Below are 14,429 nucleotides of genomic sequence, written 5' to 3'. Positions count from 1 at the left end.
TTCCCTCCTCGTCATGTATCCTTTTTCAAGTAAAGCACCCGTTATTAAATAAGACTAAAAGCCCGATAAATCTTTCAACTCATGTTTGCTATAACTTATAAAGTAACTAAGATACCCTATTTCATTTGTCTTTTTATTTTTATAGCTCAGTTCTATTTCAATATCAAAGTCATGTTTCAATCCTTCCAATTCAATTGAACTGAAATCCACAAATTCATGATACGTCTTAGTTAATTCATCAAATGAATTATATGAATAATTATATGGGTAACTTGAATCTAATAAGTCTTCATTGTTATAGTGAATTGCTAGCAAGTATTTATACAGGTGATCTATTGAGTATATATAACCGATATAATCCCCTCGATCCAAACCAGAAGAATGTTCATTTAATTTATCGATTACTTTTTGTAATTTTTGATGTCCTTCATCATAAGTCATTGCTTCATTCACTTCATCGTCCAAACTTAATTTATCATCTTTACCTACTATTTCAGCATTGTGCTCTATTTGTTCATCTTGTGTCGGTTCTATAAACGGCATTTCATTATGATGTGAATTACAACCTACTAAGAAGAGATTAATGATTAATAAAGGTATAAATATCTTTTTCAATGCTAAAACTCACATCCTTACATTAGATGAATGAAAAAATGGTTTTCTTGATCTAACCTCCGTTAGTTCAATAAGAAAAAGCTACCGTTTCAGTTAGTCACTAGGTTAACTAAGGCACCCTTTAGCACAATAAGTAACGAGGATTTTATTCAACAAATTGCGCCCATAGAAGATACTTTAATCTTCATGATTTTATAGACATGGCAAGTTGCATCACTAGCCTTACAGGAGTTGCGGGGTTTTCCATTTGATTTACATCTCCAATAAAAAACATGTCCTTTTCGGGATAGTAAAATGCAAAGGAACCTGTTGAACCAGAATGACCTATTAACTCACCTTTTCCCATAAAAAGTGTTGCAAGGCCATTTAGTGGAATTCTCATATATCCAGAACCGTAATGAATTGGAAGCATAGAAGCCTGCAACCTGTTGTTTACGTTTAGTTCATGAAAAACAGTTGTATTAAATAGCTTTCCTTTAAAGAAAGCCTTGATAAATACCATTAATTCACGTGCTGTAGAAACACAACCGCCACTTGCGCGAACGCTCCTCAGTAATTTTGGAAGGTATAAGGCAGTGTCCTTATAATAAATATACGGGATAAAATCATTCTCATCTTTCGGGAGATAAGTATTTTTGAGCTCTAAGGGATCAAAAATTAATTGTCTATACACATCTTCCAATGTTGAAATAGTAACTCTTTCAATAATTTTACCGAGGATTTCAAAGTTTATATTTGCGTAATGAGCTCTTTTCCCCATATCTGGTGCAAAGTGTGGTTTTATTTCCTTCGTCCTTAATAAGGTTTCATTAAAATCAATTTGCACATCCTTATATAGGATTGCACGTTTTTTCGACTTATTGCTGCCCTCCTCAATCGCATCCCTCAATCCGCTTGTATGAAACAATAAGTTCGAGATTGTAAGTCTATTAGAATACTCTCTGCCTTTGTATACGTGAAGGTTCTTTAATGTGTCTTGTTTTAAATATCTTGTTATTTCATCATCCAGTGACAGTTTTCCCTGCTCTTTCAACATATAAATACAAGCGGTTGTGAACAGCTTTGTAATACTTGCAATAAAGAAGGGCGTATCTATATTCTTCCCCCCGTACTCGAAGCTATATGAAACATCTCCATTGGAGTTTTCTACGAGAAGAACAGATTCATGAATTTGCTTCTTCTTTGTAAGGTTTCCGAAAATTTTTTCGGCTTTTTGTTTTTGAATTTCCATATACTTACCTCCCCCATGTTATTGATTATAAAAACGATTTTGACTTATACTATTGATTCATTAAAACTGCTGCGTTAATTAACTAAGTTCGACAAAAAAATCGTTAATCCTGTTGAAATAACGCTCCGTTAGTTCAATAAAAAAAGGCCTTACTCCTTCCTGAAGTAAAGCACCCCAACAACAATGTTTACCTGAGTGTTTATAGTTTTAAGTTATTGATCACTTGCTTGACAGAATTTGCCGATTCATGGAGAGCTTCTTTTTCATCATCCAATAACTCTAATTCAATTACTTTTTCTATTCCCTTCCCACTAAGAATAACTGGAACCCCCAAACAAAGGTCCGAATAACCATATTCTCCTTCTAAATAAGCAATAGCTGGAAGAATACGCCGTTGGTCTTTTACGATAACTTCTGCCATTTCAGTCAGTGCTGCAGCAGGTGCATAATAGGCACTTCCATTTCCTAAGAGCTCAACGATTTCCGCTCCGCCTTTTCGAGTCCGTTCAACGATTTCATTCATTCGTTCTTTTGAAATTAAAGTCGTAAGTGGAATGCCACCTGCATAAGAATAACGAATTAGCGGAACCATGTCATCTCCATGTCCACCAAGAACAAATCCAGTGATATCTTTCACGGATATATTTAGCTCTTCCGCAATAAAGGCTCGAAATCTTCCTGTATCTAATACGCCGGATTGACCAATGATCCGTTCTTTAGGAAAACCCGTTTCCTTCAGTATTGTATAAGTCATTGCATCTACTGGATTCGTCAGGACTAAAATAAATGAGTCGGGTGCATTTTTTTTAATTTCTTTCGCTATTGACTTCATAATACTTGCGTTTGTATTTACTAAATCATCACGACTCATGCCTGGTTTCCGTGCGATACCAGCAGTAATAATTACAAGGTCTGAATCACTTATGTCTTTATAATCTGACGAACCTGTAATTTTTGCATCAAATTGTTGAATAGGGCTCGCTTCCAACATATCTAGTGCCTTTCCTTTTGTAGGGTTCTCCATAGCAGGAATATCAACTAGAATAATGTCTCCAAGCTCTTTTTGTGCAAGAAATAATGCGGTTGTGGCTCCTGTAAAACCTGAACCAATTACGGCTATTTTAGTACGCTTCAAATTCTCTCCCTCTCCCTTTCGAAGTTTTCAATACTTAAAATACCCGGTCCTTTTCAGGCGTAATCCTCTCTCAGCAATCTGGCCCCGATTGTTGAACACAAAACAGTCTCCCACCCCTACGTAAACCGATACGGTTAATCGTTATAAAATTGTCAAACACAACTTCAATTTGTTGTGATACTCTTAATCAATGCTTGCAACAGAAAAAGGAGTTGATAGAATGATCTGGACGATTATTGGTATCGCGATCGGAGTCATTTTAATCTTTATAACAAGCCCCACAAGTGCACTTGTCGGATGGTTTTTACGTCAATTTTCACTTCACCCACAGCTTGATCCAAAAGAAATTACCGTATCATATAACGGAAGGTATTTAGGAGAGGAAGAAAAAGATCGATTTAGTAAGTATTTTAATGAAGCTCAATTCATCGAAAGACACCATATATTTCCGGGGACGGAAAAATCATTTCTACAGCCAGACACGAATGTCATTCCATTTGTCATCAACGTAACAAGCAGAAACAAAGAAATGAATTTCATTATTTACCCATACAAAGACCACGTTGACGTTGTCAAGCAGTGGAAGAAAAAAGTTGCTTCTTTTAGCCTTCAATCCGAGCAACTACAAATTTTTTCGTTAAAGGCTATATGACGTGGAACTAAGGCCATAACAGGTCTTTTTTCCACGTACCATTCACGAATGTATACTTTACTCTCGTATGCTTCCGGTCTTCATCCGCCTGCCAAAACTCTACTTCTAGTGGATTCACTCGATATAAAGTCCAATCGGGATAGATGATAGGTAGATCTTGCTTGATCTTTTCAATTTCATTCGTTAATGCTTCTTCTAATTCACGTTGGTCATGTAATATGGAGCTTTGTTTTCCTAGTAAAGTGATTGCTCGAGCTATTGTCCCTCGTTTCAAGAAATCTTTAGCATTGATGTCTTTATCCATTTCAACGATTGTGCCACGTATTCTCACTTGTCTTCCAATTAAAGACCAATAAAAAGTTAACGCTACATTCGGGTTCCCCGAAATTTGTTTCCCTTTTTCACTTTGAGAGCTCGATGCAAAATACCAGCCATGCTGATCAACATCTTTCATAATAAGAACTCGTGCATCTGGAGAGCCATTAGGGTCGGTTGTAGACAGCGTCATTGCATGAGGTTCGTGTACCCCTTTATCGACCGCAGCTTTAAACCATTCCAGGAATAGTTCATGAGGATAATCAGGCAATTCATTCACATGAAATGATGGGAAAGGGCCAACGAGCGTTTTACTCTCTCGAATCATTTTTCGAATGTCTTCCATAGAGATCCTCCCTCCCAGATTTGCAGTTTCCCTATACCACGTTAGAAACTTTTCTTTCTCTATGACATGTAAGATACACGGAGCATTTACTTGTGCCTCTAGCTTCTTATGTTCCTCAGGAAAATCATCTTCTACAAATAATGTTATATAAGGTAACTTTTCTTGTGCTTTTTGAGAGCGAATATTATCGACTTTCGCTCCAGCGAATACATAGCCTAAGCCCAGTTCAGTAAAGGCGGTATAAAGTATTCTCGCCTTTGCTAATGGATTGTAGCCTAACCCCCAATATGGATGACCTATCCAAGTGCCGATATGGCAGGATCTCTTATCACTATCAATATCTTTAAGGGTAATCACACCAATCAGTTTCTCGTTTTCATTAAAAATACACCTTGAATATTGTTTGCCTGCCTTTTCTTGTTCAAGTATAAATTCAATAAATCCAATCGTTCCTTCTACTGTCGTATGTTCTTCCTGAAGTCCTAAAGCATCCTTCACCTCTGAGGTTGAAGTTAACAATGACATTTCCTTCGCATACTTTACCTGATGTGGTACTAATGTAATTTTCCTCATCTCCGCCACCCCCTAATTCATCCGTTAACTGAAGAAGCTATAGATTTTTATAAATGCCCAAATGATGATGAAACTCCATACGAGTACTATTAGTGAACCGACAATCCAATTCTTCGGCTTACCGTTTTTCATCCTCTCTTCTGCCTTCACTTCACAGTCAGACAATACATTGTTCGGTATCATTTTCAACGCAAGCCATATTCCGATTGGAAGGAGAATGACATCATCTAAGTATCTAAGAATGGGTATGAAATCCGGTATTAGATCAATTGGACTGAACGCATAAGCAACCACACAAGCTGTAAATAATTTTGCATACCAAGGTGTTCTTGGATCTTGATAAGCATAGTAAAGGATAAATATCTGTCGCTTTAGGCTTTTCGCCCAAGCCTTTATGTTTTTAAACATGTAGTCTCCTTGTTGTCTCATTCTTTTATGTAATTAACAACATCATCAATATAACTCTCTAACGGTTTGGCTGTATCTACAACGAGGCACGGATAATCAGTTGGTTTTTTACTGTTCTCTATGCTGTATGTAAAAGCCTCTTCAGAACGTACCTCGCTTATTTGACTTATCATGCGATCTCGACTTTTTAATCGGTCATTAATCGCATGGAAGTCATTAAGGTAGCACTCTACGTATTTGTATGCTGCATTATACTTTTTAGCCAAACTGGTTCCTCGATCGACCATTTCTTCATAAAGGCACGGACTGTCAAATACTACACTATGTCCTTGTGATAAGTGAAATTCAATTAAAGACCAATCAATATTGTATGAAATCTTCCCAGCGAGTTTTCCATCAATCGGAGTATCCTCTATGGAATGTAATAAAGCCGATTTTACAATATCATGATCTATGATGACTGCCCCTGTTCTCTTCGCAATTTGTCTGGAAAGTGTGGACTTTCCAGAGCCAGGGAAGCCAGACATTTGAACGAAAAACATATTGAACGCCTCACGATTCTTCATTTTAAATTTCTCATTTGGCTCAATCATTACGTTATTTACGTCTCCCTATTTCCGGCTTCTGATATTCTTGATGGAAAACGTGTACGGGAGCGACGTAGGCACAACTCCTTTTCCTGCCTTCTCGCCTTGTTGCAGCACCATTGAATGATCGGCCTTTTATATGCCGACCTCTTTGGCTGTCAGGACCACAAAAACCGTTGAAGAAGAGCAGGCACTTATTAAGGTTGCGAGTGCGAGCAGCATTACGATTACCATGAATTATTTCAATTGTTTTCACCCTTTTCCGCTATGGTTCGGTTAAAACTGATATCAGTGGTTGTTAGCGGATCTTCAGCACGTAGACCTGGCCGCTATATTCCATCAGCAACTCGAGCGACCCGTTGTCCGTCTTTACTTCTTCCGGCACCGAGACCATAAACCGCATCTCATCGAAATCGTCACCAGGTGTTTCTTTTACATCGAAAAAGCCGCCGTAGCGCTCCGTTCCTTGATGGAGCAGCGTGAAGACCAACACCCGATCGTACGTCAAATTCTCGTCCCGTTCGAGGTAGTTGAGCCCTCCGGAGACATGCAGGAACACATTTCCAGGTTTCCGCTTTTCGGTGCTGCCGGAAGGGAGCATGACTTCGTCTTCGAAGCTGACCTCGGAAATGGTCAGCTCCAATTGATTCTCGAACGCAAAAACCTCCCCGTACTCAATTGGAACAGGCTCCTCCTCAACCGGCAATCCATCCTCGAGCATCTCCTCCGCCGCTTCTGCCTGCGGATCCTGAAACTCCCTAACCTCTTTTTCACTGATGTCCATGAGTTCTCCTTCTGTACAGGCCGACAGCAGCAGGGCCGTCAGCAGGAGTGGGGCAATATGGATCTTTTTTAACCTTATTTTCATTCTCGCCATTCCTTTTTATTTTTTATATTGTTTGCAGGCTGAGTACCCCTTTTAAGAAAAGGCCACCAGCTCCATTAGTTGAAGAAGACGTAAATTAGAATGAGTAACAAAATCGCTAATATAGATCTAATCCATAATAATCGGTTACTTATCCCCGCTTTCCCTTCAAGATAATGTAAGTACATCATTGTTAACGGATAACCTAACAATGCTAATACACCAACGCTACCAACAGTTTCATAATATTTTAATAACCCTACCCCAACAATGATGAGTCCTAGTGTGCCAATGAACATCTGTACATATAAAATACCTTTTTCGTTTTCTTCCAATTTCACTCACTCATCCATTCATCTTTAGTAAGGATGCAATGAGCATGTACTTGGTCATCAATTTCTGTCTCGCCATTCAATCGAAAGCCGCATTTTTGAATGACTTTAATCGAGCCAACATTGCGGGGCAGAACAACTGTATTGAGCTGTTCGACATCTGTTTTCTCAAACAAATAGTTGATTAACCCGGTTACGGCTGTTGTTGTATAGCCGCGATTTCGATACTCTGTTGAAATCGCATAAGCAATTTCCCGGTTCGGTTCGCGCAGCTCTTCTTTTATACCTGTCGTGCAGAACCCTATGAATATGCCAGTTTCTTTTAGTACAATTCCGAGTTTCAAATGATGATTGCCGATTGCAGGCACTGCTGCCAAAAACTCTTTATTGGATGGGATCTCGTAATTTGTCACCCAGTTCAATCGTTGTTCCCTTGTCGACTGCCAATCCGGCAGGAATTCATACACTTCGGGTTGAGAGGTGATTTCATAAATACGATCTACATCTTCAACCGTAAACTCCCTCAGCATGATTTCCCCGCAGTCTATCGTAAATAAATTGTTCAAATCAAGCCCCTCGCTTATCCCTTAGTATTACGTTAGTAACTCTAATAACTTTCAGCTATAGTAACTGTTCTCTTTAAGTGTAATTTTTCATATGCCTTGTGTTAAATATTCTTAAGAGTCAACTCTGCATTTACATTATTTAAAATAACATTCGCAATTTCATTTACTTGTAATGTACCATCAACAACTAAATCAGCATCTGGCTTAATCGTTTTAAGCATATTAAGATAAGCTCTTCGTCCTCTTGAAATATAATTTTCCATATCATATAAAATGTTATGAGTGGATCTATTGCTAAAATCTCTAATTACTCTACGTGCCAAAGCAATGTCTAATGGAGTATCAATAAATACGGAGAAATTAATATGTTTGCCTAATTGAAGATTTTTATAAGAAAATGGGAAATCTATGACAATGTAATCGAGTGGTTCAGCTAATAACGCTTTTAAATCGTTAACTAAAGGAGTTAAATCCCATTCATTAGGATCTCCTCCTTTATCTATCCATTCCACAATGTCATCTGGACCATTGAAATCATAGTCATCAAATAAAAGAATCTTTGAATTATATAGTTTCTGATTCAACAGTTTTGTTATTGTTGTTTTTCCTCCACCAGATACAGCAGCAATAGCAATAACAAATGGAGACTTCCCTTTATTCATAGTATCCTCCAATGCTTAACGATTTCTTCTTAAATCCGGTCGGTATACCGAGACCCGCTCCTCTTCCTCTGTTAACTCATCGGCATCTAGCACTACTTGTCATTTCAACCTCATCTTCATCCCTTCATGTGTCGCTTTAAATCCTAACCGTTCGTAGAAGCGCAAAGCATCGTCCCGCTTTTTATCCGTCGTGAGCTGTACAAGGTGGCAGCCTCGATCTTTAGCCCGTTGAATCGCGTAGTTGATGAGTTCCGTTCCAATCCCCTTCCCGCGTACAGTTGAAGATGTTCTCACTCCCTCGATCGTTGCGCGCCATCCACCTTGATGGGTCAAATAGGGAGTGAATGTGACTTGTTGAACACCGACGACTTCATTCCCGAGACAGGCAACGATCAATTCATTGTTAGGATCTGCATCAATCGCCTGAAACGCATTCTGGTACGCTTCCGGCAATGGTAGCACGAATTGTTCCCTTGTAGCCCCCAATTTGTCATCCGCAAGCATTTCCACGATTCGTTCCAAATCTTGTTCAGTTGCTACTCGAAACTTAACTTTGTTCGCCATTTGTTTAGCCTCCCTTTAATCTCCACTTACAAAAACTTGCCGAGGATTTCCCCAGGCAGTCCTCCGATTTCACAAACCTTCTCTGATGTGAATCCATGCTTGAGCAGTATTTTTCTCGATGGAATATTTTCCGGATCAATAACAGCAGTAAGATGGCTGATATTCGTTTGCTTAGCCAATTCAATGAGTTCGCCTGCAATGAGAGTGCCGTATCCCTTGTTCCAGTAGGCGGGCAGCAGCATATAACCGATTTCCGCTTCATCCGGATTCTCTTCATTCACCGTTACATGCCCGAGGCCAATATAGTCATCGTCGAACACTTTGTACGAACCGAACAGCTCGTGCTTGCGATTTCGTTCTAGCAACTTTTGAAAGTTCCCTTCCGCCTCGTCCAACAGAATCGCCCTCTCTGTAATTTGGGCCATGACGGATTCATTGGACACTAACGTAAAATACTTCTCGAAGTCATCTTTCGTGAACTTTGCCAACTTTAATTTATTCATTTTATCAACCTGCCTCTGAACCTGTAATAGGTCTATCTTCATTCAATTACTGTTGGTATCGGAACTAGAGCATTGTAGTAATTATACTAACATTCAGATAGTAATTGGTATATAGATATTAATTTTCTCAACATATATAATAGAGGAAATTTTGAAAAGGGGAGGATAGGAAATGAAAGTAGAATTAATTAAGCCAACAATTGCTCTTCAAAAAGAGTATCTTTCTTTTTATGATGAATGGAAGACTTCCGGCGAACCATTCATCCCATGGGTGATCGGGAAAGATCCTACTGATTTCAATGGAATGGTAAACGAGCTTCACCGTGCGGAACAAGGAATTGGTCTCCCTGAAGGCTGGGTTCCAGATTCGACCTATTGGCTAGTGAATGAAGAACAACGTTTGTTAGGAGTTGTCAATATTCGTCATGAACTTACCGAGCATCTTCGTAACGCTGGTGGACATATCGGTTATGGCATTCGCCCGAGTGAACGAAAAAAAGGATATGCAACGAAACTACTTCAACTAGCACTTGAGAAAACAAAGGAAATTGGTATCACTAGCGTACTTGTCGTTTGCGATGAAGGGAATATTGGCTCTGAGAAGACGATCCTCAATAACGGAGGCTTCCGCGACAATGACTTCATCGAAGAAGACGGCAATGTCGTAAGGCGTTTCTGGATTCATTCCCCATAAGTCAGGTGCCTAAGTCAGGTGCCTGTGCACCACACATTTATGACAATTCACGAAAAGCTATAAAAATACACAAAGAAGCCAACCCAATGTTAATCTGGTTGGCTTCTTTCATTTGGATTATACAATTGTAGTGTATTATCAGAATTGATTGGGTGCCTGTGTAACAACCAATTATGACTATTCATGTAGATGATTAATAATTCGAGTTGGTCAGTACTAAAACGTATACCTACTGCTTTCGAGTTTTTCTTTTATACAATTGTAGTGTATAGTCTGAATAGTGTGTTGCACAGGCACCGAAAAAATTAAAGTAAAAAACAATTCATAATGTCAATCGTTCGACTATAACATCCGTGTAATTTCCTAAAAATTGTGGTAAACTACTTGTAGGATAAAAAAAGACTGAGTGCGTCAACACCCAGTCAATTGCAACAGACATACCGCTAGAAGTGCGGTTGGCCAATAATGATGATTTTTTAGCTAAGAAGTAACTACTCTGCTTACGTGCCAGTTAGCGGTGGGTGGTTACTTTTTTCTATTGGCGTATAGAGCAATCATCGCTACAATCGTTGCTACTGTCGTTGCGATCAAGATTCCAAATTGGAATAACATATTAATTGCTTCGTATGTCACCATATATACACCCCCTTTCGAGGGGGCCAACCGTCCATCCGCTATATGCTGTTGCATCTATTAGTTTACCCTATTAATTATGGATTTAGTAGAAAATTCTTTTAAGTCGACACCGAAAAAGCAAACATAAAAAAACCTCCCGAAAACTGATCGGGAGGCATTTTTGTCATTACGCTTTACTTACAACAATCTCTTCATCGATAACATCCACATGGACTTTTTCGATATCGTCTTCTTCCAAGATGAGATCTGTTAAAGGATCTTCGATTTTGTCTTGGATGATTCTGCGAAGTGGTCGAGCTCCGAAACGTTTGTCGTAGCCGAGCTTGACCAATTCCCGTTTCGCTTCTGGAGAGATGGAAATCGTGATGTCGTTTTCTTCAATCGCTTCTTCCAAATCGACGAGCATCAAGTCGACGATTTCGAGTAGATTGTCCTCCGTCAATTCGTTGAACGACACAATCGCATCGAAACGGTTCAGGAATTCAGGTTTGAAGTAGTTGCCAAGTGATTCTAGCATGGAGACGGATTCATGCGCGGTTTGATTGAACCCGACACTTACTTTCTTCTCCCCTGTTCCGGCATTGCTTGTCATAATGATGACGGTGTCTTTGAAGCTGACTGTTCGACCGTGTGAATCGGTGAGTCGACCGTCTTCCATTATTTGAAGGAACATATGTTGAACGTCCGGGTGCGCTTTTTCGATTTCGTCGAATAGCAAAATCGAATACGGGTTGCGGCGGACTTGTTCTGTTAATTGACCCGCTTCTTCGTGCCCTACGTACCCTGGAGGTGAGCCGATAATTTTAGAAACGGCATGTTTCTCCATGTATTCACTCATGTCGAGACGAATCAATGTGTCACGGGAACCGAAGAGTTCTTCCGCCAACACTTTTGTAATTTCTGTTTTACCGACACCCGTCGGACCGACGAACAAGAACGATCCAATTGGACGATCTTTTGATTTTAGTCCAGCGCGGCTTCGGCGGATTGCTTTAGCGACCTTATCGGCTGCTTCTTCTTGTCCAATTACTTTTTTCCGTAGGTTTTCTGCAAGGTCTTTCATTTTCGCTTGTTCCGATGCTTGGAGTTTTGTCACCGGAATGCCCGTTTTCTCTTCTACAATTTGCTCGATATCCTCAACCGTCACTTCATAGAGAGCGTCTTCGCCTTGTTTGGCATCTTCTATTTGTTGACGTAGTTGAATTTCTTCTTGGCGCAACGCTGCCGCCTTTTCATAGTTTTCTGCTTCCGCAGCTTGTTCTTTCAGTTGAACGACTTCTTCGATCCGGTTTTCAATTGTCTCCGTATCTGCTGAAGAATATTGAAGGTTCATGCGAGCTCCTACTTCATCCATCAAATCGATTGCCTTGTCCGGCAAGAATCGGTCTTGGATATATCGTTGTGACAATGTGACAAATGCCCGGATCGCTTCATCGGAATATTTCACTTCATGGAAAGCTTCGTACCGGTCTTTAATGCCGTTCAAGATGGCGATCGCGTCTTCCATAGAAGGTTCTTTCACGATGATTGGTTGGAAACGACGTTCGAGTGCAGCGTCTTTTTCGATTTGACGGTATTCTTTCAACGTCGTCGCTCCAATGAGCTGCATGCTGCCGCGAGCCAATGCCGGTTTCAAAATATTCCCCGCATCCATTTTGGAGCCTTCTGCTGATCCTGCACCGACGAGAAGATGGATTTCATCGATGAAGACAATAATGTCTTTTCGGTTCTCGATTTCTTCAATCAATTGCTTCATCCGCTCTTCAAATTGACCGCGAATTCCAGTGTTCGAAACAAGTGACGCCACATCTACTACGTAAACTTGTTTGTTCAACAGTTTTGCCGGGACGTCCCCTTCGTGAATTTTCACTGCAAGGCCTTCTGCAATCGCTGTTTTACCGACACCCGGCTCACCGATGAGCACTGGGTTATTTTTGTTTCTTCTATTCAACGTCTCGATGACGCGTTTCACTTCTTGATCGCGGCCGATGACCGGGTCAATTCGTCCTTCCTCGGCATCATTTGAAATATTTTTACCAAGTTGGTCCAACAAGCCATTTCCTTGATTTCCATCGACTTCTCGAACTTGTGTGTGCGCTTGTTGCTTGCCATTCGCTTGGAAAAATTGATTTGCATCATTGCCAAAGGAGGGCATTTTCAATTGTCCTTGAATCTCTTGAAAACATGCGTGACACAACTGCATTTGCATCCGTTGGTGATTCACTTGTAGTCGAAAGCTCATTTTCGCTTCATTCATACCACAATGTTGACATTTCATAAGCCAGTTCCTCCTTTTAGTTTATTGATTTATGTTATTTGACATTGACTATCTTTGACTTATGTTTTTATTATACACTGACCTTCTTTGACTTTCAACATTTTTGTTTGATCTTTGCCCAAATAAAAGACGGTACATCTCGTTAACGAAATAACCGTTTAACAGATGTACCGTCTTTATTTAATTTAACAACCTACCCGTTATACACACTTTCACATGTTCCTGCTATTGGTTCATAAAAACAATGTTGTTTAAATTGGCCAGTAAAAGGCTGATTGTACCATGTTTGAGGACAAGGGCCAAACGGATTAAAGTACCAAAGTGAGAATTTCGCTGGATGTTCTCTCCAGTACTCCAAATTTTGTCTGGCTAATCTTCTTTCAGATTCTCTTGCTCTTTGATAAAACACATTCCCTTTTTGAACAGCTTCAAAAGAAAAGTTTCCACCTTGTACCTGATAAATGACATCATTAATTGTTCTTACATCTTGAAAGTCTAAACAATCAGCTACAGCACGATTCACAATGACGTTTCCAACATATAACATCCCTTGTTTTCCTTCACCCTCGGCTTCGGCCCTCATCATCCTTGCCATTAAACTGACGTCTGCATCTCGGTATTTAACTCTCGGCAATTTTTCACCCCGTAAGTATAGTATGAAAAAAAGCCGACATTCATGCCAGTTTATAAAATGTAACGATTTCTCATTTCTTCGCGCCAATCTCTTTTATCATTAATACATGTGGAATGCACGCTTCCATGAATATAGGGGATGACGTCTCATAGCCAAGTTTTTCATAAAACCCTTCTGCATGTGTTTGTCCGTGTAATTTTACGCGAGGTACGCCATGTTCTTCTGCAATTTCTTCTAACTCTTTAATAATTTGCTTTCCAAGACCATATTTCCGGTAAGGCTTTACGATACAGATTCTCTCCAATTTCCCATAGTCATCAACCCATCTGATGCGTCCAGTTCCGACTGGTTGTTCATCATAATAAACTAATATGTGTTCACATGGAGCATCGAGTGTGTCATATTCATCAAATTCCTCTTCTAACGAAACGCCTTGTTCTTCAACGAAAACTTCTTGTCTGATCGAAAAAGCTATTTCTAAATCGCTCTCCGCTGTAATTCTTTTAACTTCCACTATTCTTCAGTCCTTTTATGTACAATTTAATATTAGCTTATTGTAAATTTGTTGCCTGTGCACCACACATTTATGACAATTCAATAGGTCGTATATAAATACACATATAGACCAATGGAATATTGATTTCATAGCATCCCCTATATATTTTATACAATTGTAGTGTATTGTCAGAATTGAACGGGTGCCTGTGCAACAACACTAGCGTTGCATACATCCCATAAACAGTATTAACTTATATATTTTTACAGTTTAATTACTTATGAAAATTTTAAAAAGGAACAGGGCTGTAAAGACGATTCAGTTCCCTTTTTTTTAC

18 protein-coding genes are annotated in these 14,429 nt (G+C 39.5%); 2 read left to right on the top strand and 16 right to left on the bottom strand.

Annotation, left to right across the window (positions count from 1 at the left end; all coding sequences use genetic code 11):
• Positions 1 to 54: 54 nt before the first annotated feature.
• From MHZ92_RS11160 to mdh, 3 genes are all read right to left on the bottom strand, one after another.
• Positions 55 to 615 carry a hypothetical protein gene (locus tag MHZ92_RS11160; RefSeq protein WP_239431779.1) on the bottom strand — a complete coding sequence of 187 codons (561 nt, stop codon included), beginning with the start codon at positions 613 to 615 and terminating at the stop codon, positions 55 to 57.
• Positions 616 to 799: 184 nt separating this feature from the next.
• On the bottom strand, positions 800 to 1,846 hold the full coding sequence (locus MHZ92_RS11155) for a serine hydrolase domain-containing protein (RefSeq protein WP_239431778.1): 1,047 nt from the start codon (positions 1,844 to 1,846) through the stop codon (positions 800 to 802).
• A gap of 199 nt (positions 1,847 to 2,045) precedes the next feature.
• Entirely contained in the window at positions 2,046 to 2,981 is a 936-nt protein-coding gene (gene mdh / locus MHZ92_RS11150) for a malate dehydrogenase (RefSeq protein WP_239431777.1), read from the bottom strand.
• Positions 2,982 to 3,201: 220 nt separating this feature from the next.
• Here mdh and MHZ92_RS11145 point away from each other — a divergent pair, with 220 nt between their 5' ends.
• Positions 3,202 to 3,633 (top strand): YfmQ family protein, encoded by a 432-nt coding sequence (locus MHZ92_RS11145; RefSeq protein WP_239431776.1) that lies wholly within the window; start codon positions 3,202 to 3,204, stop codon positions 3,631 to 3,633.
• 7 nt (positions 3,634 to 3,640) lie between these two features.
• Here MHZ92_RS11145 and MHZ92_RS21600 read toward each other — a convergent pair whose 3' ends face one another.
• From MHZ92_RS21600 to MHZ92_RS11095, 9 genes are all read right to left on the bottom strand, one after another.
• A complete protein-coding gene (locus MHZ92_RS21600; protein ID WP_370644694.1) occupies positions 3,641 to 4,867 on the bottom strand; it encodes a pyridoxal 5'-phosphate synthase in 1,227 nt (408 codons plus the stop codon).
• Positions 4,868 to 4,891: 24 nt separating this feature from the next.
• Positions 4,892 to 5,275 (bottom strand): YkvA family protein, encoded by a 384-nt coding sequence (locus tag MHZ92_RS11130; RefSeq protein WP_239431775.1) that lies wholly within the window; start codon positions 5,273 to 5,275, stop codon positions 4,892 to 4,894.
• Between the two features lie 17 nt (positions 5,276 to 5,292).
• Complete coding sequence (locus MHZ92_RS11125) at positions 5,293 to 5,817, bottom strand: AAA family ATPase (RefSeq protein ID WP_239432023.1); 525 nt, start codon at positions 5,815 to 5,817, stop codon at positions 5,293 to 5,295.
• A 343-nt stretch (positions 5,818 to 6,160) separates the two neighbouring features.
• Positions 6,161 to 6,739 carry a hypothetical protein gene (locus MHZ92_RS11120; protein WP_239431774.1) on the bottom strand — a complete coding sequence of 193 codons (579 nt, stop codon included), beginning with the start codon at positions 6,737 to 6,739 and terminating at the stop codon, positions 6,161 to 6,163.
• Between the two features lie 65 nt (positions 6,740 to 6,804).
• Positions 6,805 to 7,062, bottom strand: a complete 258-nt coding sequence (locus MHZ92_RS11115; RefSeq protein WP_239431773.1) for a hypothetical protein — start codon at positions 7,060 to 7,062, stop codon at positions 6,805 to 6,807.
• Positions 7,063 to 7,064: 2 nt separating this feature from the next.
• The gene (locus MHZ92_RS11110; protein WP_239431772.1) at positions 7,065 to 7,625 is read right to left on the bottom strand and encodes a GNAT family N-acetyltransferase; all 561 of its coding nucleotides are present in this window, start codon (positions 7,623 to 7,625) and stop codon (positions 7,065 to 7,067) included.
• 101 nt (positions 7,626 to 7,726) lie between these two features.
• Positions 7,727 to 8,287 (bottom strand): hypothetical protein, encoded by a 561-nt coding sequence (locus MHZ92_RS11105; protein WP_239431771.1) that lies wholly within the window; start codon positions 8,285 to 8,287, stop codon positions 7,727 to 7,729.
• A 99-nt stretch (positions 8,288 to 8,386) separates the two neighbouring features.
• The gene (locus tag MHZ92_RS11100) at positions 8,387 to 8,851 is read right to left on the bottom strand and encodes a GNAT family N-acetyltransferase (protein WP_239431770.1); all 465 of its coding nucleotides are present in this window, start codon (positions 8,849 to 8,851) and stop codon (positions 8,387 to 8,389) included.
• Positions 8,852 to 8,877: 26 nt separating this feature from the next.
• Complete coding sequence (locus tag MHZ92_RS11095) at positions 8,878 to 9,354, bottom strand: GNAT family N-acetyltransferase (RefSeq protein WP_239431769.1); 477 nt, start codon at positions 9,352 to 9,354, stop codon at positions 8,878 to 8,880.
• A 172-nt stretch (positions 9,355 to 9,526) separates the two neighbouring features.
• On the opposite strand from MHZ92_RS11095, the gene MHZ92_RS11090 reads away from it, so the two are divergent.
• Entirely contained in the window at positions 9,527 to 10,048 is a 522-nt protein-coding gene (locus MHZ92_RS11090; RefSeq protein WP_239431768.1) for a GNAT family N-acetyltransferase, read from the top strand.
• Between the two features lie 525 nt (positions 10,049 to 10,573).
• Here the strand turns inward: MHZ92_RS11090 and MHZ92_RS11085 are convergent.
• From MHZ92_RS11085 to MHZ92_RS11070, 4 genes are all read right to left on the bottom strand, one after another.
• A complete protein-coding gene (locus MHZ92_RS11085) occupies positions 10,574 to 10,684 on the bottom strand; it encodes a putative holin-like toxin (RefSeq protein ID WP_239431767.1) in 111 nt (36 codons plus the stop codon).
• Positions 10,685 to 10,850: 166 nt separating this feature from the next.
• On the bottom strand, positions 10,851 to 12,962 hold the full coding sequence (locus tag MHZ92_RS11080) for an ATP-dependent Clp protease ATP-binding subunit (protein ID WP_239431766.1): 2,112 nt from the start codon (positions 12,960 to 12,962) through the stop codon (positions 10,851 to 10,853).
• A gap of 193 nt (positions 12,963 to 13,155) precedes the next feature.
• Positions 13,156 to 13,596 (bottom strand): cell wall hydrolase, encoded by a 441-nt coding sequence (locus MHZ92_RS11075; protein ID WP_304649573.1) that lies wholly within the window; start codon positions 13,594 to 13,596, stop codon positions 13,156 to 13,158.
• 70 nt (positions 13,597 to 13,666) lie between these two features.
• Entirely contained in the window at positions 13,667 to 14,110 is a 444-nt protein-coding gene (locus tag MHZ92_RS11070; protein WP_239431765.1) for a GNAT family N-acetyltransferase, read from the bottom strand.
• Between the last annotated feature and the right edge of the window lie 319 nt (positions 14,111 to 14,429).

Origin of the sequence: Sporosarcina sp. ACRSL (assembly GCF_022346605.1) — a bacterium.
Classification (GTDB): domain Bacteria; phylum Bacillota; class Bacilli; order Bacillales_A; family Planococcaceae; genus Sporosarcina.
This window is presented reverse-complemented; position numbering and strand designations above follow the sequence as displayed.

Excerpts from the sequence above, each read along its gene's own strand:
- MHZ92_RS21600 (WP_370644694.1), bottom strand. The coding sequence starts at position 4,867 with ATGAGGAAAATTACATTAGTACCACATCAGGTAAAGTATGCGAAGGAA.
- MHZ92_RS11085 (WP_239431767.1), bottom strand. The coding sequence starts at position 10,684 with ATGGTGACATACGAAGCAATTAATATGTTATTCCAATTTGGAATCTTG.
- MHZ92_RS11080 (WP_239431766.1), bottom strand. The coding sequence starts at position 12,962 with ATGAAATGTCAACATTGTGGTATGAATGAAGCGAAAATGAGCTTTCGA.
- MHZ92_RS11130 (WP_239431775.1), bottom strand. The coding sequence starts at position 5,275 with ATGTTTAAAAACATAAAGGCTTGGGCGAAAAGCCTAAAGCGACAGATA.
- MHZ92_RS11120 (WP_239431774.1), bottom strand. The coding sequence starts at position 6,739 with ATGGCGAGAATGAAAATAAGGTTAAAAAAGATCCATATTGCCCCACTC.
- MHZ92_RS11105 (WP_239431771.1), bottom strand. The coding sequence starts at position 8,287 with ATGAATAAAGGGAAGTCTCCATTTGTTATTGCTATTGCTGCTGTATCT.
- MHZ92_RS11095 (WP_239431769.1), bottom strand. The coding sequence starts at position 9,354 with ATGAATAAATTAAAGTTGGCAAAGTTCACGAAAGATGACTTCGAGAAG.
- MHZ92_RS11100 (WP_239431770.1), bottom strand. The coding sequence starts at position 8,851 with ATGGCGAACAAAGTTAAGTTTCGAGTAGCAACTGAACAAGATTTGGAA.
- MHZ92_RS11145 (WP_239431776.1), top strand. The coding sequence starts at position 3,202 with ATGATCTGGACGATTATTGGTATCGCGATCGGAGTCATTTTAATCTTT.
- MHZ92_RS11125 (WP_239432023.1), bottom strand. The coding sequence starts at position 5,817 with ATGTTTTTCGTTCAAATGTCTGGCTTCCCTGGCTCTGGAAAGTCCACA.
- MHZ92_RS11090 (WP_239431768.1), top strand. The coding sequence starts at position 9,527 with ATGAAAGTAGAATTAATTAAGCCAACAATTGCTCTTCAAAAAGAGTAT.
- MHZ92_RS11155 (WP_239431778.1), bottom strand. The coding sequence starts at position 1,846 with ATGGAAATTCAAAAACAAAAAGCCGAAAAAATTTTCGGAAACCTTACA.